This is a genomic window from Kitasatospora sp. NPDC057223, from assembly GCF_042669755.1.
Classification (GTDB): Bacteria; Actinomycetota; Actinomycetes; order Streptomycetales; family Streptomycetaceae; genus Kitasatospora.
This window is the reverse complement of record NZ_JBHUWW010000010.1, coordinates 23,022-41,804: the sequence shown is the minus strand read 5'-3', so window position 1 is coordinate 41,804 and position 18,783 is coordinate 23,022. Positions and strand designations below refer to the sequence as shown.

Annotated in this window: 20 protein-coding genes; 8 read left to right on the top strand and 12 right to left on the bottom strand. The window is 74.1% G+C overall.

Features of this window, described 5'->3' with window-relative positions:
* The first annotated feature begins 132 nt into the window (after positions 1 to 132).
* Positions 133 to 1,350, top strand: coding sequence for a PP2C family protein-serine/threonine phosphatase (locus ACFUK0_RS06425; protein WP_380246922.1), 1,218 nt, complete (start codon positions 133 to 135; stop codon positions 1,348 to 1,350).
* Between the two features lie 51 nt (positions 1,351 to 1,401).
* Here ACFUK0_RS06425 and ACFUK0_RS06420 read toward each other — a convergent pair whose 3' ends face one another.
* Entirely contained in the window at positions 1,402 to 2,148 is a 747-nt protein-coding gene (locus tag ACFUK0_RS06420) for an alpha/beta hydrolase family protein (protein ID WP_380246921.1), read from the bottom strand.
* 169 nt (positions 2,149 to 2,317) lie between these two features.
* Here ACFUK0_RS06420 and ACFUK0_RS06415 point away from each other — a divergent pair, with 169 nt between their 5' ends.
* Entirely contained in the window at positions 2,318 to 3,127 is an 810-nt protein-coding gene (locus ACFUK0_RS06415) for an alpha/beta fold hydrolase (RefSeq protein WP_380246920.1), read from the top strand.
* A complete protein-coding gene (locus ACFUK0_RS06410) occupies positions 3,124 to 4,485 on the top strand; it encodes a PP2C family protein-serine/threonine phosphatase (protein WP_380246919.1) in 1,362 nt (453 codons plus the stop codon). Before ACFUK0_RS06415 ends, ACFUK0_RS06410 begins: the two co-directional genes overlap by 4 nt.
* A 90-nt stretch (positions 4,486 to 4,575) precedes the next feature.
* Here the strand turns inward: ACFUK0_RS06410 and ACFUK0_RS06405 are convergent, their stop codons facing one another.
* Together ACFUK0_RS06405 and ACFUK0_RS06400 are read right to left on the bottom strand one after the other, a co-directional pair.
* Entirely contained in the window at positions 4,576 to 5,592 is a 1,017-nt protein-coding gene (locus ACFUK0_RS06405) for an iron-containing redox enzyme family protein (protein ID WP_380246918.1), read from the bottom strand.
* A 131-nt stretch (positions 5,593 to 5,723) separates the two neighbouring features.
* The gene (locus tag ACFUK0_RS06400; protein ID WP_380246917.1) at positions 5,724 to 6,653 is read right to left on the bottom strand and encodes a class I SAM-dependent methyltransferase; all 930 of its coding nucleotides are present in this window, start codon (positions 6,651 to 6,653) and stop codon (positions 5,724 to 5,726) included.
* 48 nt (positions 6,654 to 6,701) lie between these two features.
* On the opposite strand from ACFUK0_RS06400, the gene ACFUK0_RS06395 reads away from it, so the two are divergent.
* The gene (locus ACFUK0_RS06395) at positions 6,702 to 7,325 is read left to right on the top strand and encodes a helix-turn-helix domain-containing protein (protein WP_380246916.1); all 624 of its coding nucleotides are present in this window, start codon (positions 6,702 to 6,704) and stop codon (positions 7,323 to 7,325) included.
* A 53-nt stretch (positions 7,326 to 7,378) separates the two neighbouring features.
* Here the strand turns inward: ACFUK0_RS06395 and ACFUK0_RS06390 are convergent, their stop codons facing one another.
* The 6 genes from ACFUK0_RS06390 to ACFUK0_RS06365 form a co-directional block, all read right to left on the bottom strand.
* Positions 7,379 to 8,014, bottom strand: a complete 636-nt coding sequence (locus tag ACFUK0_RS06390; RefSeq protein ID WP_380246915.1) for a TetR/AcrR family transcriptional regulator — start codon at positions 8,012 to 8,014, stop codon at positions 7,379 to 7,381.
* A 115-nt stretch (positions 8,015 to 8,129) separates the two neighbouring features.
* Positions 8,130 to 9,641 (bottom strand): hypothetical protein, encoded by a 1,512-nt coding sequence (locus tag ACFUK0_RS06385; RefSeq protein WP_380246914.1) that lies wholly within the window; start codon positions 9,639 to 9,641, stop codon positions 8,130 to 8,132.
* A gap of 103 nt (positions 9,642 to 9,744) precedes the next feature.
* On the bottom strand, positions 9,745 to 10,137 hold the full coding sequence (locus tag ACFUK0_RS06380; RefSeq protein ID WP_380246913.1) for a hypothetical protein: 393 nt from the start codon (positions 10,135 to 10,137) through the stop codon (positions 9,745 to 9,747).
* Positions 10,138 to 10,492: 355 nt separating this feature from the next.
* Positions 10,493 to 11,029: a hypothetical protein gene (locus ACFUK0_RS06375; RefSeq protein ID WP_380246912.1), complete on the bottom strand. Its 537-nt coding sequence runs from the start codon at positions 11,027 to 11,029 to the stop codon at positions 10,493 to 10,495.
* Between the two features lie 107 nt (positions 11,030 to 11,136).
* The gene (locus ACFUK0_RS06370) at positions 11,137 to 12,111 is read right to left on the bottom strand and encodes a lysophospholipid acyltransferase family protein (protein ID WP_380246911.1); all 975 of its coding nucleotides are present in this window, start codon (positions 12,109 to 12,111) and stop codon (positions 11,137 to 11,139) included.
* Positions 12,108 to 12,962, bottom strand: coding sequence for a GNAT family N-acetyltransferase (locus ACFUK0_RS06365; protein ID WP_380246910.1), 855 nt, complete (start codon positions 12,960 to 12,962; stop codon positions 12,108 to 12,110). The genes ACFUK0_RS06370 and ACFUK0_RS06365 overlap by 4 nt, the downstream gene beginning before the upstream one ends.
* 378 nt (positions 12,963 to 13,340) lie before the next feature.
* On the opposite strand from ACFUK0_RS06365, the gene ACFUK0_RS06360 reads away from it, so the two are divergent.
* Both ACFUK0_RS06360 and ACFUK0_RS06355 read left to right on the top strand, forming a co-directional pair.
* Positions 13,341 to 13,787, top strand: coding sequence for an SRPBCC domain-containing protein (locus tag ACFUK0_RS06360; RefSeq protein ID WP_380246909.1), 447 nt, complete (start codon positions 13,341 to 13,343; stop codon positions 13,785 to 13,787).
* Positions 13,784 to 14,368, top strand: a complete 585-nt coding sequence (locus ACFUK0_RS06355; RefSeq protein WP_380246908.1) for a hypothetical protein — start codon at positions 13,784 to 13,786, stop codon at positions 14,366 to 14,368. Before ACFUK0_RS06360 ends, ACFUK0_RS06355 begins: the two co-directional genes overlap by 4 nt.
* 19 nt (positions 14,369 to 14,387) lie before the next feature.
* On the opposite strand, the gene sigJ is transcribed toward ACFUK0_RS06355, so the two are convergent.
* Positions 14,388 to 15,341, bottom strand: coding sequence for an RNA polymerase sigma factor SigJ (gene sigJ / locus ACFUK0_RS06350; RefSeq protein WP_380246907.1), 954 nt, complete (start codon positions 15,339 to 15,341; stop codon positions 14,388 to 14,390).
* 180 nt (positions 15,342 to 15,521) lie between these two features.
* On the opposite strand from sigJ, the gene ACFUK0_RS06345 reads away from it, so the two are divergent.
* On the top strand, positions 15,522 to 15,926 hold the full coding sequence (locus ACFUK0_RS06345) for a hypothetical protein (RefSeq protein WP_380246906.1): 405 nt from the start codon (positions 15,522 to 15,524) through the stop codon (positions 15,924 to 15,926).
* A gap of 92 nt (positions 15,927 to 16,018) precedes the next feature.
* Entirely contained in the window at positions 16,019 to 16,390 is a 372-nt protein-coding gene (locus ACFUK0_RS06340; protein ID WP_380246905.1) for a hypothetical protein, read from the top strand.
* A gap of 28 nt (positions 16,391 to 16,418) precedes the next feature.
* Here ACFUK0_RS06340 and ACFUK0_RS06335 read toward each other — a convergent pair whose 3' ends face one another.
* Together ACFUK0_RS06335 and ACFUK0_RS06330 are read right to left on the bottom strand one after the other, a co-directional pair.
* A complete protein-coding gene (locus ACFUK0_RS06335; RefSeq protein WP_380246904.1) occupies positions 16,419 to 17,093 on the bottom strand; it encodes a PhzF family phenazine biosynthesis protein in 675 nt (224 codons plus the stop codon).
* Between the two features lie 92 nt (positions 17,094 to 17,185).
* Positions 17,186 to 18,565, bottom strand: a complete 1,380-nt coding sequence (locus ACFUK0_RS06330; protein WP_380246903.1) for a histidine-type phosphatase — start codon at positions 18,563 to 18,565, stop codon at positions 17,186 to 17,188.
* Positions 18,566 to 18,783 lie beyond the last annotated feature (218 nt).

Genomic DNA, 18,783 nt, shown 5'->3' with positions numbered 1-18,783 from the left:
GCGCCCGTCGGGGCCCGGCGGCGAAGCTGCGGCAGTTCCCGCCCGACCGCGGACTGGGCCGCCCGGGTGGACTCCCGGGCGGCCCGGTCGCGCCTTCGGCAGGGCCGCCCGGGAGTGGGCTCGGGTGGACACATGGCTGACGAACCCTCGCCCCTGAACGAGGGCGAACGACTGATCGAGGAGTTCCTCACCACCGGAAGGACCCTGGAGCCGGCCGACGTACCGAATCTCGCTGAGCGCTACACCAGGTCCCTCGGCATCGGCACCAGCACGGTCTACCTCGCCGACATCCAGCAGCGCCGGCTGTTCCCGCTCGACGGCGGCGACTGCGTCCAGATCGACGGGACCATGGCCGGCTGGGCGTTCCGCACCGGCTCACTCCGGGTCACGGAGGACCTCGGGGACGGCCTGACCGCCTGGTTCCCCCTGGTCGACGGCGCAGAACGGCTGGGTGTGCTGAGAGTACGGACGGACACGCTCAGCGCCGCCGCTCTGCGCCACTGCCGGCTGCTCGCCGCCATGCTGGCCATGGTGATCACCTCCAAGCGGGACACCAGTGACAGCTACGCGCGGGGCACCCGGGCGCAGGAGATGAGCCTGCCGGCCGAGATGCTCCGGGCATTCCTGCCGCCGCGTACGGTGTGCACGGGCGAGGTCATCTCCACCGCCGTCCTGGAACCCGCCTACGACCTCGGCGGCGACGCGTTCGACCACAGCCTGTCGGCCGGTGTCCTGCACGCGGCCGTCATCGATGCGATGGGCCACGACCTGGCGTCCGGGCTCACCGCGGCGGTGACCCTCGCCGGCTGCCGCAACGCCCGCCGCAACGGCGCCGACCTGCCCGAACTGGTGGCGAGCATCGACGAGGCCCTGACCAGGTGGCTCCCGGACCGCTTCGCGACGGGTGTGCTGCTGCGGCTGGACATCGGCACGGGCACGCTGCACTGGTCGAACTGCGGCCACCCGCCGCCCCTGCTGATCCGCGGCCAGGAGGTGGTGAAGGACGCCCTGGTCACGGCTGCGGAGCCGCCGCTCGGCCTCGGCGCCCTGACCGGAACGCCCAGGCGGATCAACACGGCGGCGCTGGAGCCGGGAGACCGGGTGCTGCTCTACACCGACGGCGTGGTGGAGGCGCGGGGCGCCAGGCGTGAGCTCTTCGGCCTGGAGCGCTTCGCGGACTTCGTGATCCGGGCGACCGCGGCGGGCGAGTCGGCGCCCGAGTCACTGCGCCGGCTGATCCACGCGCTCCTGGACAACCAGGACAGCACGCTGACCGACGACGCCACCATCATGATGATCGAGTGGCAGCCGCCCGGACCGCCGAGCGCGGCGGGCGCCCGCGAACCGTAGGCCGTCTCCGCCCGAGGAGAGCGCCTGACCGGCCGGCCGGACGCCGCAGGCCTATCCCGCAGCCGGCGCGTTGCGGTCGAGGAACGCCCGCACGTCCGGCAGCGCCCCGTCGGTGAGCACGGCCGCGCCGTGGTTGACCCCCGGGTAGACCTTCAGCTCCTTCACCGCGGCGACGGCCGTGGCGTGCAGCTGTCGGGTGAAGTCGGGGAACTTGCCGTCCTGGGTCTCCACCCCGAAGAAGGTCGGCACCGTGGAGGTGGCCACCGCCCGTTCGGCGCTCGACTCGCCCGGATAGGACAGCGGCGAGCTGAGTGACACGACCGCGACGACCGGCAGCGGGCTGGTCGCGCTGTCGGCCGCGGTTTCGAGCGAGGCGCTGGCACCCTTCGAGGCCCCGACCAGCACCACCTTGGAGACGCCCTTCGACTTGAGCTGCCCGATCGCGGTGCGCACGTCGTCGGGCCCCCCGCCGCCCACCATGTAGCCGAGCACCGCGTAGCCCGCCGCGGTGAAGGTGGCGTAGTGCGGCAGCCAGTCGCAGAGCGAGCCGCCGGCCTGGGGCGAGAAGACCACACCGACCTTGGCGTTCCCGGCGTCGGAGTTCCGGAAGTACGCCCCGACCGGGCCGCTCCGGGTACTCAGGTCGAGCGAGCCGGCCGCAGCCTGCGCCGCGGTCAGGCAGCCGTGGGTCGCCGCCGACGGGGTCGGCCCGGCCGAGGAGGTGCCGGACGAACCGCACCCGGCGACCAGGACGACGGCGGTTGCGACCCCGACTGCGGACACACCGATGCGCTTCATCGAACAATCTCCCCCTGGCGGTGACACGCGTTCCCCGAACGCTAGGGGCACCGGCGATCAAGCGTCAATGGTCTGAACCAACCTCCCGCCGGTCGGCCCCCGGGGCACGGCCCGCGAGGGAGGCTGCCGGGCGGCGGGCCGCCGGGCGCGGGTGGCAGGATTGGTCCCTATGGACGTCAGGAGCAGGAACCACGTCGTGGTGACGGGCCGGGACGACGGGCCGGTGGTGGTGCTGGCACACGGGTTCGGCTGCGACCAGAACATGTGGCGACTCGTCGTACCGGCCCTGGCCGAGGAGTTCAGGGTCGTCCTGTTCGACCACGTCGGGGCCGGTCGCTCCGACCTCTCGGCCTGGAGCGAGGAACGGTACGCGAGCCTGGACGGCTACGCCGACGACGTCCTGCAGATCCTGCGGCTCCTGGACCTGGGGCCGGTCACGTTCGTCGGCCACTCGGTCAGTTCCATGATCGGTGTCCTGGCGGCGGTCCGGGAACCGGACCTCTTCGCGGGCCTGGTCCTGCTCACCCCCTCCCCCTGCTACATCGACGACGACGACGCCGGGTACCGCGGCGGGTTCAGCGCGGCGGACATCGACGAACTGCTGGAGTCACTGGACTCCAACTACCTCGGCTGGTCCGGTGCCATGGCTCCGGTGATCATGGGCAATCCCGAGCGCCCCGAACTCGGCGAGGAGCTGACGAACAGCTTCTGCCGCACCGACCCGGCCATCGCCCGCTCCTTCGCCGGCGTCACGTTCCGCTCCGACAACCGGGCCGACCTGGCCGAGGTGGGCGTGCCGACCCTGATCGCGCAGTGCTCCCACGACGCCATCGCCCCGCCCGAGGTCGGCGCGTTCGTCCACGCGCAGATCCCCGGCAGCGAACTGGTCACCCTGACCGCGACCGGGCACTGCCCGCAACTGAGCGCCCCCGAGGCCACCGCCGAAGCGATCATCGCCTTCGCGCGGGACCGCCCGTGACGGCCGGGTCCGGTGACGAGGACCGGAGAGGATGCGGGCCCGTACCCGAGGACGACGAAGCGGCACGCTTCTCCGCCCTGCTGGAGGACAACGCCGAGGACCTGTACGAGAACGCTCCCTGCGGCTACCTCTCCACCCTCATGGACGGCCAGATCGCCAAGGTCAACAAGACCCTGCTGACCTGGCTCGGCTACCGCCGCGAGGACCTGGTGGGCCGCCGGCGCTTCGCCGACCTGCTCACCGTCGGCGGGCGCCTGTACCACGAGACGCACTTCGCGCCGCTGCTCAGCCTCCAGGGGGAGATCGGCGGCATCGCCCTGGAGCTCAGAGCCGCCGACGGCAGCCGCCTGCCGGTCCTGGTCACCTCCACCGTCAAGTCCGGCGAGGACGGCAAGCCCCTGCTGATCCGCACCACCCTCTTCGACGCCCGCGACCGCCGGGCCTACGAGAGCGAACTGCTCCGCTCCCGCCAGGCGGCCGAGCAGGCCCGGCACGAGGCGGAGGAGGCCCGGCACGAGGCCGACCAGGCCCGCGCGGCCGCCGAGGAGGCCTACCGGTTGATCGAGGCCGACCGGGCCCGGCTGCAGCGCCTCACCACCACCCTTCAGCGCAGCCTGCTGCCGCCCTCGCTGACCGGACCGGCCGGGGTGGAGGTGGCCGCCCACTACCACACCGCCTCCGCCGACGAGGTGGGCGGCGACTTCTACGACCTCTTCCCGCTCAGCCGCGGCAGCTGGGGCCTGTTCCTCGGCGACGTCTGCGGCAAGGGCGCCGCTGCGGCGGCCGTCACCTCCCTGGTCCGGTACACCCTGCGCGCCGCCGCGGTGTACGACCCCGACCCCGCCGCCGTGCTAGCCAACCTCAACACCGTCCTCACCCACGAGTACAACGGCACCGACCCGCGCTTCTGCACCGTCCTGTTCGGCGTCCTCACCCCCGATGCCGAGGGGAGCGGGTTCAGCCTCACCCTGGCTTCCGGCGGCCATCCCCCGGCGATCCTGCTGCGCGGCGAGGGCGGCGCCCGCCACCTGCCGACCCCGGACGGCCAGCTCATCGGCGTCATCCCCGACGCCCACATCGCCACCACCACCGTGCACCTCGGCCCGGGCGACACCGTCCTGCTCTACACCGACGGCCTCACCGAGGCCCACACCGCGCCCCTGGCCACGCCCGCCGGAGGCGGCCGCTACGGCGACGACGCCCTGCTGGACTTCACCGCGAGACTGGTGCCGACCACCGCGTCCGGCGCCATCACGGCCCTGCGGAAGCTCCTCGACGCCCTGGGGGGCGGTGTGGACGACGACACCGCGCTGCTCGCCCTGAGCGTTCCCCACCCGGGCGGGGAGCCGCGGCGATGACCGAGCCCTGCGGAGCCGCCCCGGCCGGTGACCGTACGCGGCCCGCCGCCGGGGCGGGTTGCGGGTGCGGGTGCGGGTACGCGTGCGCAGTCAGGCGGCGGCCCGGAGAGGGGCGAGCAGCGCCGTGTCGCTCTGCTCCCAGCGGGTGAGGGCGTGCCGGGCGAGACGGTCCTCCAGCAGGAGGCTCGCGGCGAGGCCGAAGGCGATGTCCTCCTCCAGGTCGGGTTCGTCCGCCAGCAGGGCGTCGATGACGCCGTGGCGCACGATCTGTTCGTGGACGGCGTCGGCCTCGATGTGCTCCTGGTAGAACCGGGTGCCCGCAGGCCCGGCGCCGAGGCGCTCCAGGGCGGCGGCCAGGCGCGCGGAGCCGGGCGAGGAGGTGATCTCCACGCCGGCGAACTGGCCGACCAGGGCGCCCCGGTGCGCGCGGTGCAGCGCGAACAGCGACATCAGGTTGACCACGGCCAGCGCCGGTGCGGGGGCGACGTCCAGGTAGCCGCCGTAGGACCCGTCCAGGCCGAGGTCCTCCATCATCTCGGCGAACAGCCGCGAGTGGGTCCGCTCGGGGTGCCCCGCCCCGTACTCGTCGTACTGGACCGCGACCAGCGCCGCCTGGGCCGCGCCGTGCAGACGGGGAATGATCCAGCTCTGGGGGTCGGCCTCCTTCAGGTGGTAGAGGGAGCGGAGCACGAGGTACTCGCGCGCCTGCCAGCGTTCGCCCTCGCGGAGCAGGAAGTAGGAGGGGCCGTCGCCGTCCGCGGGCTCCACCAGCAGCAGGCGCAGCTGCTCCGCCAGCGGCGCCGGCGGCGCGGTCCCGATGCGCAGGGCGTCCAGGAAGGTGTCCTCCAGGCTTCGGCGCAGGGCCAGGACGGCCGGGTGCCACTCCCAGGCCGCGTCCACGCCGGCGAAGCCGCGGTAGTGCAGTTCGTAGCAGAGGTAGAGGGCCAGTTGGTGGTCCTCCCCCCACGGGTCGGCCGCGGCGGCGGCGCCGGACGGCAGGGTGGCGCCGGGCCCGGGGGCGGTGGTCAGCAGCGTGAGCAGGCCCCGGGTCAGGGGCCCGCGCGGCTGCGGGAGGGCGGGGCCCGGACCTGCGGCGGTGACACCCACGGAAGACCTCCAGAGAACGGCGGCGGCTCTGACCGGCCCCTACCCCCGAACCGGGCGACGACGCACAGGTCCCCGGGCCGGCGCGGTCGCCCGGCCGCCCCGGGGACCCGGGGGTCGGTGGAGCATCCGGTTCAGGGCCGGACCTCGGGGCGGCGGGCCAGCCACGTCTGGCGGACCGAGCGCACCACGAGGTCGTCACGGTGGCGCACGTCCTGGGCACCGCCGTCGAGGAGGGTGTCGAGGGCCGTCAGGTCCGCGGCGGAGACCAGGCCGTCGACGGCGCCACGGACCCGGTCGAGGACGAGGTGCGCGTAGCGGCCCGTCCCGGCGGGCAGCGGGGCGCGCAGTTCGAAGCGATCGGTGCGCTCCTGTTCCACGGTGAGCCCGGCCGCTGCCAGCAGGACGCCCCAGTCCGCACCCATGTGCGGCAGCCGCTCGGCGTGCAGCGCCGACAGCGCCTCACGGCAGCGGGCCTCCAGACCCGGCCCGTCCGTGACGGCGTCGTCGGGCAGGAACCTCGGCATCCCGTCCAGCTCGGCGACGGCCAGCAGCCCGCCGGGGCGCAGCGCGTCGCGGATCCCGGCCAGGGCCCGGGCGGGGTCGTCCAGGTGGTGCAGGGAGGCGGAGGCCCAGACGAGATCGGCATCCTCGATGCCGGGCAGGCCGGCGCCCGCGTCCGCCTCCAGGGTGCGGACCCGGTCGCCCAGGCCCTTCGCGCGGGCCGCCCCGGCGAGCCGGGCGAGCATCGCGGCGGAGCTGTCGACCGCGGTCACCCGGGCGGCGGGGAAGCGCGCGAGCAGCGCGAACGTACCGGTGCCGGTGCCCGCACCGAGGTCGACCACGTGGGTGACGGCCCCGGTGGCGAGGTCGGCGATGCGGTCGGTCACGGAGGTGAGGTGTGCCGCGAACAGCTCGGCGTCGAGGTCGAGGATCTCCGCCGGTCCGTCGTCCGGGTCGGCGCCGGGGGTGGAGCCCACGGACTCCTGATGGGCGTGGGTGTGGGTGTGGGTGTGCGTGTGGTCATGGGCGTGAGCGGCGTGCGCATGGGCGTGGGACGTCATGGGACCGACCCTACGAAGTCATTGCCGGATCCGCATAGGATCTTGCCCATGACGCAAGACAGTGACGCCCTGGACAGCCTCGTACGCAAGCGGATCCGGGCCCTGAGGTCCGCGCACGGCTGGTCCCTGGACGATCTCGCCGCCCGCTGCCACCTGAGCCCCTCCACCCTCAGCCGGATCGAGACCGGGCACCGCAGGATCGCCCTCGACCAGCTCACCGCGATCGCGCGTGCCCTCGGCACGTCACTCGACCAGCTGGTCGAGACCGCCGACGACGACGTCGTCTCCAACCCCAGCCACCACGCGGCACGCGGCCTGACGCAGTGGACGCTGCGGGAGGATCCCGGCGTCACGGTGGCCCGGATGCGGCTGACCGACCCGCCGCCGGACGGCCCCGCGGCACTCAAGGCGCACCCGGGCCGGGAGTGGTTCACCGTACTGTCCGGCACCGTCGTCCTGCTGCTGGGCGAACGCCGGCTCCGGGTCGAGCAGGGGCAGGCGGCGGAGTTCCCGACGATGGTCCCGCACGCGGTGGGCGCCGTCGGCGGCCCGGCCGAGATCATCGGCATCTTCGACCGGGAGGGCCGCCGCACCCATCTGCCCGGACGGACGTCGGACCGCGGTGCTCCGGCCGGACCGGCCGCTCACCGGCCCGGACCCGCGTCGGCCTGAGCCGCCGGGCAGCCGGGCAGCCGGGAGTGACCTCCGGTCGATGCAGAACGGCGTCACGCCAGGACGCGCTCTTCGGGATCAGCCCCACCCGGGGCGGGAACCGTCGGCGCGCCGTCGGCCCCGCCGAGGAGCTCAACGGCTGCCAGCGCGGCCCGCGTGCCGCGTTCGGCCGGCCACCCCTGCGGATCCTCCAGCGTGGAGAGCCAGTAGCCCCGCAGGACCAGGTGCAGGAGGTCGGCCGCGATCTCCCGGCCGGGCAGCCCCGCCGCCGCCACGAACCCCCCGAGCGACTCACGGTGCGCCCGGGCCATCGCGCCCACCTCCTCGGCATCCCGCCCGTCGGCCGCCGGACCCGCACTGACCGTCTCCATCAGCAGGCGGCGCATCACCACGTCCCCGCCCGTGTCGGCGCACATCCGCCGCACGAGCGCCGGCAGCCGCTCGGCGTCGGGGACTCCCTTCAGCTCCTCCTCCGCCGCGCGCCGCCACTCGCCCTCCGCGTGCCGCAGCGCGTTGATCATGAGACCGGCACGGCTGGGGACGTAGTTGGTGATCATCGCGGTGGATCCGCCGAGCCGCTCCGCGACCGCACGAATGGTGACGGACCGCAGACCGCGCTCGCGCGCGACCTCGACGGTGGCCGCGGCGATCTCGTCCAGCCGGCGTTTCGCGTCTACCTCGATCGGCATGTCACGCGTCCTCAGCGGGTGTTGACCTAGGGGTTGGCAGCCGCAATGTTGTCATAGAACGGTGTTTCACAACGTCGGTGCAGCGGGCTGGACCTGAGCATCGCGCGTCAGGGCGTCAGCCGGAACCGATGCGGGCGGGCGGACGGACGGACGGATGCCACGGCAGGGCTCCCATGATCGCACCGACGGCGGTAGCGAGGAGGGCCCAGGCGAAAGCCTGCCACGAGGCCTCCGACCAGGTCGTCAGCTGGATGTCGGCCCACCAGAAGTAGGGCCGCATACCGACAAGGGTGAACCCCAGACCGAGGGCGGCCAGGACGACCGCCGAGGGCAGGGACGGCCGGCAGTCACGCCACAGCAACCACGCCAGCCACAGCGTCGGCACCAGACACAGCGTCAGAACGCCCGGTAACTTCCCCAGCAGCTCGCCGCCGCCCAGCCATGCCGCGAGCCGGACCCACAGCAGGATGAGCCCCTGGCGGAGCAGCAACCGGGCGATCAGCCGGCGGCGCCCGTCGGGAGCGATGGCGCTGAGCAGCTGTGTGCCCAGGCCCGCCAGTACGGCCGCGTAGCCGACGGCCACCGCCACCGGCAGGCCCAGGGTCGCGGAACGGGATTCCTTCGGGACGGCGACGGACTGGTGGACCGGGTACTCCTGGAGCGACCAGCTGCCGTCCTGGGTGCCGCGCACCAGTCCGCGCCCGGGGTAGTTGGCGAGCACCACCCAGCCGTCCGGGGTGGTGACGACCAGCAGTTCGGCGGAGTTTCGGTACCTGTTCCCGGTAGGTGCTGCGGACGGCTCCGCACCGACCGCTCCGGCGACCGACGGCGAGCTCTCCGGCACGCGGCGCCGCGACGGCCCGGGGTCGAAGGCGAGGCGCCACTCCCGGCCGCCGTCCTCGCTGACCTCGATCGGTGCGGTGGAGCCGAGCAGGCGGAAGCAGCGCAGGGGCTCGGCCGCCGTGCAGGGAGCGTCATGCGGCCGGCCACCGTCGGGATCGACGTCGCCGACGTGCACCTCGTCGGCCGGCGTCCAGGTGGCTCCGCCGTCCGGGGTCGTCCAGCGATCCGAGTAGGAGCCCAGCACCGGGAGGCCGCCCGGGCCCCACTCCAAGGAGTAGGCCGAGGGGCCGGTCTCCGACGTGGCCACCATCGCGGCCACGGCCAGCGGCACCACCGCCACCGCCAGCCACTGCCACGGCCGCCGCGTCACGCGCGCCCGTGTCCACAGCCACCAGCTCACCGCCAGCACCGGCAGGGCCAGCAGATCGGTGCGGTCGCCCTGGATGCGGCTCGGCACACCGGTCGACGACCAGATCCTGGAGGCGAGCTCGCCGCCCGCCGCACCGGACTTCGCGACGACGAACATCACCGCCGTACCCGTAAGCCCGACGATCGCCGGCCAGTCACCGCGCAGCCGCAGCAGCGGGGCCAGCAGCAGCGCCAGGACCACCGGCGAGACCAGCATCCAGGCCAGGTCACTGACCTTCCCGGTGACCGCACCCGGCCAGAGCCGTTTGCCCACATGGTCGTTGAACAGCAGCACCAGGACCGCGGTCAGCGTCCCGGGATGCCCCGCCCACCGAACGACCGCCCGCACCGCTTCCCGCTCCCCCGGCTTGCGCATGCCCCCGAGTCTCCCCGGCCCAGGACACGGACACGCCACGCGCGCATGCCAATCCGGACATGGCCGGGCCGGACCGTCTCCCCGGTGCCGCTCCCCCGCGGCGTCAGACCGCCGGAAGTGTCAGCACACAGGTCGCGCCGCCCCCGGGAGTGTCCTGGACGGCGAACCGGGCGTCAGGGCCCGCCAGCAGGCCGCGCAGCGCGGGGGCCTGCGGCAGCGACCCGCGCCGCGCCTCGCCCAGCAGCCTGCCACCGCGGTCCGCCACCCGGATCCCGACCCCGGCGGGCCGTCCGCCCGCGGCCGCCTCCGGCGCCGCGCTGATGGTGACCCTCGTGCCGGCGGGGCACCGGCGGAGCGCGTGGTCCACCAGCTCCGTGAGGGCCAGGCGCAGCTGCGTCCCGTCGACGGCCACCGGCGGGAGGCCCCGGGGCAGTTGCAGGCGTACGGCGGCACGATCCGGACGGTCGCCGACCGCCGAGCGGATGGCTTCGGCCACGTCCGCCGCACCGGGAGCCGGCGCCGGGGTGCCCGCGCCCGTCGGACCCGTCCGTGCTCGCCGGAGGGCCCACTGTGTTCCCGGTGCCATGACGGCCCTGCTTTCCTGACTGAGCCTGTGGACGGCACTGCGTGAAGACGGCACTGCGTGTGGCCGGCACTCGTTGCGCGAGGACGGACCTCGGGAGCGGAACCACTGGTCCGAGGAACGGCCTGACCGGACGTCGGCCACCGCGCCACGCTGGGCTGATCCCGGCGTGGGACGTCAGGTTACGGTGTCGCGGCACGTCCCCGCACAGGCGGGGTACACGACCGGTCGACCGATCCACAAGAGCCCCGGACGGGCCGTGGGAGCGTCAGGAGGCGGACCTCCTGCCGAAGCGCTTGGCGAGTGCCGGGTCCGACTCCCACCACAGGCCGGTCCCGCCGTGCTGCTCGCCGGCGGCGTCCCCGGCCGGGACGGCAAGGACGGCAGGGGTGGCAGGGGTGGGGTCCGGGGCGGTCCGGAGTTCGGGGTCGCTGTCGGCCCGCACCCGGAACAGCAGGCCGGGGACGACGCGGAACAGGGCGCCGGTCAGCAGGACGAACCCGACCACGTAGATCCCGGGGACCGCGATGCCGGCCAGGACCGGGATCAGGAGGGCGACCCCCAGTCCGGTGCCCCGGGCCGTGACCCGGGTGTCGCGGCTCTCCAGCACCTCCACGGTGACCGTGTTGGAGGGGGTGCGGTCCTTCGCGGTGACCCGGACGGTGTGGACTCCGGCCGCCACCGGGAACCGTGCGGTCGTCCCCTGCTTGACGTGACCGACCCTCACCCCGTCGACGACCACGCCGAACGTCCCTGCCCGGCCCAGCCCCGGTGGCTCCGCGTGCACCGCGACCGTCCCGGCCATCAGTCCCCCTCGTTCAAGCTGATCATGTGTGAAACCGCGCCCATGGTAGGGCAGCGCCCGGGGGAACACCCGGGCGGGCCACGGCAGGCCCACCCGGGCCCCGGACCTCAGGCCGCGTACTCCTCACACGTCAGGTGCACCGGATGCAGCGGACCCGCCTGGCCCCGCGAGGGGTGGAGCGGACGGACGGCCGCCGGTCCGGGGTGCGGGTGGCCGTGGTGACCCTGGACGGACCGCTGGGCGGCCCGGGCCAGCGAGCGGCGTTCCGGGTGGCGGCCGGCCGGGATCTCGGGGAGCAGGGTCAGTTCGGCGACCAGGCCGCGGACGCTGACCACCCGCCACAGGGAGGGGAGCAGGCCGTCCTCCCCCACGAACGCCGGGGCCGTCGTCGGCTCACCCCCGGCCAGGCGGTAGCGGATGGCCACCGGCTGGACGGGGGCGCCCGCCTCCAGTGCCGCCTGGAAGGCGGCGGGCCGGAAGCGCCCCCCGCCCCGCCCGCACCAGGTGCTGCCCTCGGGGAAGACCACCACGTGCTCGCCGCGCCTCAGCGCCGCCGTGATCTGCTCCACGGTCCGCGGCAGGGCCCGCAGGCGGTCGCGCTCGATGAAGATGGTGCCGATCCCGGCGGCGAGCCGGCCGAACAGCGGCCAGCCCCGGACCTCGGTCTTGGCCAGCATCCGGCCGGGCCGGACCGCCTCGATCAGCAGGACGTCGAGCCAGGAGACGTGGTTGGCGACCAGCAGCGCCCCGAGGTCGCGGCCGTGGTCGCGGCCGGTGACGGCCGAGGCGGCGCGGGACGGGCCGGCGGCGCGGATCCGCACCCCGAGGGCGGCTACCAGCAGCCGCGACCAGCCACTGATCAGCCGGTCCGCCGGCATCCCCCGCTCCTGCCCCTGGCCCATGTGCCCGCGCTCCCGCGCTCCCGCCGGGCGGGCGAGCAGCGGCGCGAGGGCGAGGCCGACGGCCAGCACGGCGGCCAGGACCAGGCATCGCAGCACCCGTCGCGGGACGGACACCCCGGACACCGGCCCGCTGACGCAGTCCTCGGGTGTGCAGGGCGCGGACGGCAGCCAGCCGCTCATCCGGCACTGCCCCTCACCACAGCCGGCCCGGACGTGCCGGTGGCGGGTTCGGACGCGCCGGCCGAGAGGAAGTGGCGCAGGTAGCGGGGGTCGGTGCGGTCCAGGGACAGCAGCACGTACAGGTCGGCGACACCGAAGGCGGGGTCGAAGGCGGGGTCGCCGCAGACCCAGGCCCCGAGCCGCAGGTAGCCGCGCAGCAGCGGCGGCAGGCTGCTCCGGGCGGGGCGGGCGATGCCGGTGGGGTCCCAGGGGCGCAGCGGGCGGACCCGGTACTCCTCGGGAGCGAGGTGCTTGGCGGCCACCGTGTCCCAGATTCCGGCGGCGGTGGCGCCGCCGTCGGCCAGCGGAACGGAGCAGCATCCGGCGATCCAGGTGTTGCCGGACTCGACCAGGTAGCGTGCGAGGCCGCCCCACATGAGGTTGATGACGGCGCCGGTGGCGCGGTGGTCGGGGTGGATGCAGGAGCGGCCGACCTCGACCAGGCTGCCGCGCAGGGCGGCCAGGTTACCGAGGTCGAACTCGGTGTCGGAGTAGAGCCGGCCGGCCCGGGCGGCACGCTCGGGCGGGAGCAGGCGGTAGGTGCCGACGACCTCGCCGGTGCTGTCCTCACGGACGATCAGGTGTTCGCAGTGCTCGTCGAAGGCGTCGACGTCCAGGCCGGGCCGGGGGCTGTCCAGGCGGGCTCCCAGCTCCTCGGCGAACACCAGGTGGCGCAGGCGCTGGGCCGCACGGAGGTCGGCGTCGGTGCGGGCGATCTGCACGCGGTAGCCGGGGGCCGGTGCCGTGGTGCGCTGCGGCGGTGCGGTGCGGGCGGCGGGCAGGGGCGGCGTCAGAACGGGAGCAGTGGTCATGTGGACTCTCCGGATACGCGAGCGTGGGGGCCGGTGTGTGCAGCCGAGGTTCCGGCTCGCCGGTCGGACGGCTGCCCCGCAGGGGTGGCATCCGTATGTTTCGCGGAGCCGGCTGGCGCCCGGGTGGCCATTCGGGAGAGCGGAGATGTGCACCTGCTGAAGGGCTCGCCGAGGGCCCGCCCGGAGGCCAGGAGTGCCCGGGTGGTCAGCAGTTGGCCATCTCGCGATGGGGGTGGCGTGGCCTGCGCGACATGCCGGCCTGGGAGCGCGCCGCCGCCGTGACACCCCCCTCCGATCGGGGTGCAACTCTCTGGTTGCACTCGCGGAGGCCAATGTGCAACTCTGGAGTTGCATTCAATGCTGACGAAGGAGCCCCTCATGAGCAAGGACCGGATCGAGCGCGAAACCCTGATCGAGGCGTCCCTGGAGCAGGTCTGGACGCTGGTGGCCCAACCCGGGTTCTGGGTGGCCGACAAGGCGAGCCTGCCCGGCACGGTGGCCCGCGAGGGCGAACTGATGGTGGCGAAGAACCCCGGGCACGGCGACTTCCCCGTCCGGGTGGAGGAGGTCCGGCCGCCGACCTACCTGGCGTACCGCTGGACCAGCGCCTTCCCCGGCGAGGAACTGCGGGAGGACAACAGCACCCTGGTGGAGTTCACGCTGACCGCGGAGGGCGACCGGACGCGGCTGCGCGTCGTGGAGAGCGGATTCGCGACACTGGCCTGCTCCGACGAGGTGCGCAGGCAGAACCTGAAGGACCACAGCGGCGGCTGGCCGCTGGAGCTCGACGCACTCAGGAAGCGCGCCGAACAGCCCACCGCATGACGGAACCACACCGCGGCGACGTCGAGGCGGCCAACCACCTCCCCGTCGCACCGGTCGACCCGACCGAAAGGAAACCCCCTGTGGACACCACAGCACTTCGCAGCGCCTACACCGAGCTGCTCGACGCGGCGGCCCTCCCCGGCCTCGGCGACGCCGGCGACAGCGGATGGAACGCGGATCAGATCCTGGCCCACCTGCTCAGCGTCGACGCCGCGATCGCGGCGGTCGCCCTCGGCGTCGTCTCGGGCTCACGCCCCTCCTTCGACAACCGCACCTCTCTCGACCCCTGGAACCTCGACCGGATCATCGCCGGGCACGCAGGCCGGACGGACCTGATCGAACACACCCGGAGCCAGGCGGCCGTCCTCTGCGACATCGCCGATCAGCTCGACGAGGCCGCCGCCTCGGTTCTGGTGCCGTCACTCATGCTGTCCAACGGCGCCCTCGTGGTGGATCGGCCGATTCCGCTCGGAGGCCTCGTCAACGGTCTCGCCGACGACCACGTGCCGGTGCACACCCGGCAGCTCCTGGACCTTCGCACCACCGGGGCGGCAGGCGCCTGGGACACACCCGCGGCCTGACCGGACTCGTGACGCCGGGTCAGGCCCGTCCGATCTCCGTCCACGCCCGGAGCTTCTCCGGGTTGCGGACCGCCCAGATGTGGGTGACCCGGCCGCCGGCGAGGTCGAACGCCGCCACGGTGACGGTCACACCGCCGTGCTGGGCCACCAGGCCGGGCCGGCCGTTGACCGTCCGCTCCAGGAGCGTCAGACCGGGGGCCTTCGCGGCGATGTGGATCAGGTACTCGGCGATCCGCTCGCTGCCCTCGACCGGGTGCAGGACGGCGCCGACCAGGCCGCCGCCGTCGGCGACCATGGTGGCCTCCGGGTCGAGGAGGCCGACGAGGGCCTCGATGTCCCTGGCCTCCCAGGCCTTCTTGAAGTGCCGCACCAGACCGGCCTGTCCGGCCGTCGGCGCCGCCGGGCCCGGTGCGGCGCCGACCCGCCGGCGGGCCGAGGACGCCAGCTGCCGGCAGGCCGCCGGCGTCCGGCCGACGATCGCGGCGACCTCGGCGAAGGGGTAGCGGAAGACGTCGTGCAGGATGAACGCCACGCGTTCGGCCGGCGTCATCGACTCCAGGACGACGAGGAAGGCCATGTTCACCGACTCGTCCAGGGTGACCCGGTCGGCCGGGTCGGCCGCCTCGGCCCCGCCGCCGCCCGCCCGGCCGCTGAACCACTCCGTACGGTCGGGCAGCGGCTCGGGTATCCACTCGCCGACGTAGCGCTCCCGCCGCACCCGGGCCGAGCCGAGCATGTCCAGGCAGATGCGGCCGGCCACCGTCGTCAGCCAGGCGCCGGGCGATTCGACGGCCTCCTGCTGCTGCCGCGACATCGCGTACCAGCGGGCGCAGGTCTCCTGCACGGCGTCCTCGGCCTCCGCCAGTGAACCGAGCAGCCGGTAGGCGAGATTGATCAGGTGCCGCCGCTCGCCGAGGATCGTGCTCAGGCCCGGCTCGGACCGGTCGTGCTCCGCCTCGGACTGGGTACTCATCTGCGGCCGCTCCCTGGTTCTGCTCGTCTTCTCCGCGTCCGGCTCCGCTCCCGGCACGTCGACGGAGCAGCGCACCGGAATGCGGGGCCGGCGCTCCGCCTCACATTTCGCGGGCCCACGTCGTCGGACTACCGAGACACTACCGATCCACCGCCGCGAGGCAGAAGAGGGGACCGCGTCATGAGCGCACGGACGACGGCAGGACAGAGCAGGCCCACGTTCTTGCAGGTGGCGATCGCCCTGCAGACCTTGGCGATCTTCTTCCAGGCGTCCACCGCCGGACTGCTGCTGTCCTCGTCCCACGGCGAGGTGCTGCACAGCGTCGGGGCGCGGGTGATGTACGGCGCGTCGATGGTCTACGTGCTCGCGGCGATACTCGCGTGGCGGCCCGGCGGCGGGACGCCCCGCCCGATCCTGTACTCGTCGGGCTTCCTCGTGCTCGCCTCGGTGCAGGTGGTGCTGGGCGTGGCGCACGTGCCGACGCTCCACGTCCCGCTGGGTGTCCTGATGTTCGGCCTGAGCGTGCTGGCGCTGGGCCAGGTGCTGTCCACCCGCCTCCCGCAGCGTTCCGGCACCCGGGCATAGCCGCCACGCGAACGGGGAGTGCGGGCCCGGAGCGGACGACCGGCCCCCCCTCGGCCGGAACTGCCCGCCGCCGCGCCGCGTCCATCGGGGGTATGAGCGAAGAACGCACGACCCGGGCCCCGCGTGCGTGGTCGGAGCGCCGGAGCGGCGGCGGAGGCCTCCTCGGCGGGCTCGGCGCGACGGCCGCGGCGCTCGTGTGGGCACCGCGGGCGGCGTTCAGCATCGACGGGGGGTTCGAGGGCCATGCCCGCGACCTGAGTGTGCTCTTCGTCGATCTGCCGCTCATCCTGACCGGCGGCGCACTGGCCCCGTTCCTCGGCTGGGCGCTGACCCTGCGCTGGACGCACCGGCCCCGGGTCGCGGTACTCGTGGGCGTGGTCGCGCTCCTGCTCGGTCTGTGGGGGCTCACCGAGTGGTGGACCCCTCGTCAGCACCCGGACCCGGCCTACGGGCCAGGGATCTGACTCCCGGGCCGGGGCGGCCAGCCCGGTCTCACACGCGGCGGACTTCGACGAGTTCGGTCCGGCCGCCGACCTCGACCAGGCCGCCGGGCAGCGGCCGGGTCAGGATCCGTGATCCGACGCCCTGTCGGATGTCCAGCGGGCGTCCGAGCTCGGCGGTCAGCACGATCGCCGCCGCACCGGTCGCCTCGTCCTCCACGATCGCGCCTCCCCGGCGTGGGAACGCCCGGGCCCGCACCCGCCCCGCCTGCTCGTCCGCCCAGGCCCAGGCGTACAGCCAGCCGGTGCCCGGCGGCGGGGCGGGCAGCGCGTCCACCTCGGCGACCGTGCCGTACCGGCCCGTTCCCCGGCCGGCGGCCCAGGCCGCGGGCGCGGCGATCCAGTCGAACTCGCCGTCCCACCGGCAGCGGACGTCCCCCGCCGGCGGCCGCAGCACCCCGGGGGCGGCGTGGGTGGTGCGCAGCAGCCACGCCGTTCCGACCAGGGGGTGGCCGGCGAAGGACATCCGCAGGCCGGGGGTGTAGATGTCGAGCGTGCCGCCCTCCGGATCGTCGACGAAGACCGTCTCACTGAAGCCCAGTTCGGCCGTCAGCGCGAGCCTGGCCGGTTCACCGGCCACGGCGGCGCCGTCGAGCACGACGCCCAGCAGGTTCCCGCCGCTCCCGTCAGGTCCGCAGAAGACGCGCAGGACGTGAAGTTCTGTCATGGGGGAATTCAACAGCACGGTCGTGTGCCGACCGCCCCGGGAGCCGGAGCGGGTCCGGCCCCCCGGCAGGGTGCCGGGGGGCCGGGCAGCCGTCAGGCCGTGCGGCCGAAGCAGCGCTCCAGCTCGTCGACGGCGTAGAAGTAGCTGCCCTTGGAGACCGGACGGCAGCCCGGCTTGAAGGCGGTCTGCTTCTCGTTGTAGAGCATCCGGACGAGGAACTTGTCGTCCTTGCGGAAGAGGTCCCACTGGATGTTGGCGCCCATCGGGGCGACCGACGCGCCGCGCCACGCGTTGCCGGCGTAGGTGTACGGCGCGGCCTCGGTGACCTGCTGGGTGCTGCCCGGGAGCTGCATCAGCGCGGCCAGCGGGATGATCTCCTCGGCGTGCGTGAAGCGGAGCTCGGCGCCGAGGGTGCTCGTTCCGGCGCGCTTGTCCTCGACCTTGCGGAAGAGGTCGTCGAGCAGGACGCCGGCCATCTTGTAGGTGATGTCCGCGCCGGCGAAGCCGGGGCCCGCCTCGTAGAACTCCTCGTTGTTGTCGACGTAGCCGAACCAGGCGGCATCGTCGGCGCCGATGTAGCGGCCCATGTGCCACTTGCCCTCGTCGGTCAGGTCGGCCGTGACGACGTAGAGGTTGAAGACGGCCTGCGCCGCCGTCACCTCGTCCTCGGCGTACGCGAACTCGCCGGCCGCGATGCGGTCGACGAACGCCGGGGTGAAGGTGCGCTCCAGGACCCGCCGGGCAGCCGCGTGGGTGCGCGGCTGGTCCCGGACGGCGGCGAGCGTGGCGGCGAGCCGCTGGTCCTTCTTGACGTAGTCGGTGTAGTCCTTGTTGACGGCCGACTTGTGGAAGTACAGCGTGGCCGGGTCGGTACGGGCGGCGCCCACCGCCGGGGCGACGGCCGGCTTCTCGTCCACCAGCCCCTTGACGAACTCCGTCCCGGACTCGATCGCGCGCTGCTGGCCGGAGCTGACCACGTCGATCCGGTTGGTGCTCGCCGGGTTCCCGGCGTCGGCGGCGATCCGCTTGAACAACCCGGGCAGCCGCTCCTCCATGCGCTCGGCGGTGTCCTGGAGCGCACGCCGGCCCTGGCCGCTCAGCTGGCCGTAACCGACCTTGGCGTTGGCGTCCAGCACCGACTGCACCTCGGCGCCGAGCCCCCGGCCCACCTTGGTCAGCGCGCCCTCGTCCGAGGCCTGCTGCCAGAGCTTCAGCAGCAGGTCACCGTCCTCGCTGTCGCTCAGCGCGCGGGCGCCGTGCCGCGAGACGGTCTGGGTGAACACCGCGGCGTACCCGGCCGGGGGGCGCTGCAGGTCGGCAGGCTTCTGGAGGGGCCGGTACGGCGCCTTCGTGGTGGCGCCGGCGGCGGTGTCGAACGCTCCGTCGGCGTGGGCCTGCGCCGGTGCGGCGGCCACCACGGAGAGCAGCACGGAGGCGGCGATCGCAGCGGCGGTGAAGGTCGTGCGGGGCATGGGGATTCCAGGGAGTTCGTCGGGGCTGACGGGAGTCGGGGTGAGCCAACACCTGCCGCGTGGCCTGGCGGGGCTCCACGCCTGGCGTGCGGGTGTACGGACGGTCAACTCCTGACGGACGCGGGCACCCGGCCGGGCGGGGACGAACAGGCCGGGCAGCCCGCCCGCCCCCGCCGGTCCGTCCCCGGCCGGTCCGCCCGGCGCGTTCCTCCCGGCCC

What these genes read in the sequence shown, in the direction of transcription:
- ACFUK0_RS06425 (WP_380246922.1), top strand. Translation starts at nt 133, where the DNA reads ATGGCTGACGAACCCTCGCCCCTGAACGAGGGCGAACGACTGATCGAG.
- ACFUK0_RS06420 (WP_380246921.1), bottom strand. Translation starts at nt 2,148, where the DNA reads ATGAAGCGCATCGGTGTGTCCGCAGTCGGGGTCGCAACCGCCGTCGTC.
- ACFUK0_RS06415 (WP_380246920.1), top strand. Translation starts at nt 2,318, where the DNA reads ATGGACGTCAGGAGCAGGAACCACGTCGTGGTGACGGGCCGGGACGAC.
- ACFUK0_RS06400 (WP_380246917.1), bottom strand. Translation starts at nt 6,653, where the DNA reads ATGACGTCCCACGCCCATGCGCACGCCGCTCACGCCCATGACCACACG.
- ACFUK0_RS06395 (WP_380246916.1), top strand. Translation starts at nt 6,702, where the DNA reads ATGACGCAAGACAGTGACGCCCTGGACAGCCTCGTACGCAAGCGGATC.
- ACFUK0_RS06390 (WP_380246915.1), bottom strand. Translation starts at nt 8,014, where the DNA reads ATGCCGATCGAGGTAGACGCGAAACGCCGGCTGGACGAGATCGCCGCG.
- ACFUK0_RS06385 (WP_380246914.1), bottom strand. Translation starts at nt 9,641, where the DNA reads ATGCGCAAGCCGGGGGAGCGGGAAGCGGTGCGGGCGGTCGTTCGGTGG.
- ACFUK0_RS06375 (WP_380246912.1), bottom strand. Translation starts at nt 11,029, where the DNA reads ATGGCCGGGACGGTCGCGGTGCACGCGGAGCCACCGGGGCTGGGCCGG.
- ACFUK0_RS06370 (WP_380246911.1), bottom strand. Translation starts at nt 12,111, where the DNA reads ATGAGCGGCTGGCTGCCGTCCGCGCCCTGCACACCCGAGGACTGCGTC.
- ACFUK0_RS06365 (WP_380246910.1), bottom strand. Translation starts at nt 12,962, where the DNA reads ATGACCACTGCTCCCGTTCTGACGCCGCCCCTGCCCGCCGCCCGCACC.
- ACFUK0_RS06360 (WP_380246909.1), top strand. Translation starts at nt 13,341, where the DNA reads ATGAGCAAGGACCGGATCGAGCGCGAAACCCTGATCGAGGCGTCCCTG.
- ACFUK0_RS06355 (WP_380246908.1), top strand. Translation starts at nt 13,784, where the DNA reads ATGACGGAACCACACCGCGGCGACGTCGAGGCGGCCAACCACCTCCCC.
- sigJ (WP_380246907.1), bottom strand. Translation starts at nt 15,341, where the DNA reads ATGAGTACCCAGTCCGAGGCGGAGCACGACCGGTCCGAGCCGGGCCTG.
- ACFUK0_RS06345 (WP_380246906.1), top strand. Translation starts at nt 15,522, where the DNA reads ATGAGCGCACGGACGACGGCAGGACAGAGCAGGCCCACGTTCTTGCAG.
- ACFUK0_RS06340 (WP_380246905.1), top strand. Translation starts at nt 16,019, where the DNA reads ATGAGCGAAGAACGCACGACCCGGGCCCCGCGTGCGTGGTCGGAGCGC.
- ACFUK0_RS06335 (WP_380246904.1), bottom strand. Translation starts at nt 17,093, where the DNA reads ATGACAGAACTTCACGTCCTGCGCGTCTTCTGCGGACCTGACGGGAGC.
- ACFUK0_RS06330 (WP_380246903.1), bottom strand. Translation starts at nt 18,565, where the DNA reads ATGCCCCGCACGACCTTCACCGCCGCTGCGATCGCCGCCTCCGTGCTG.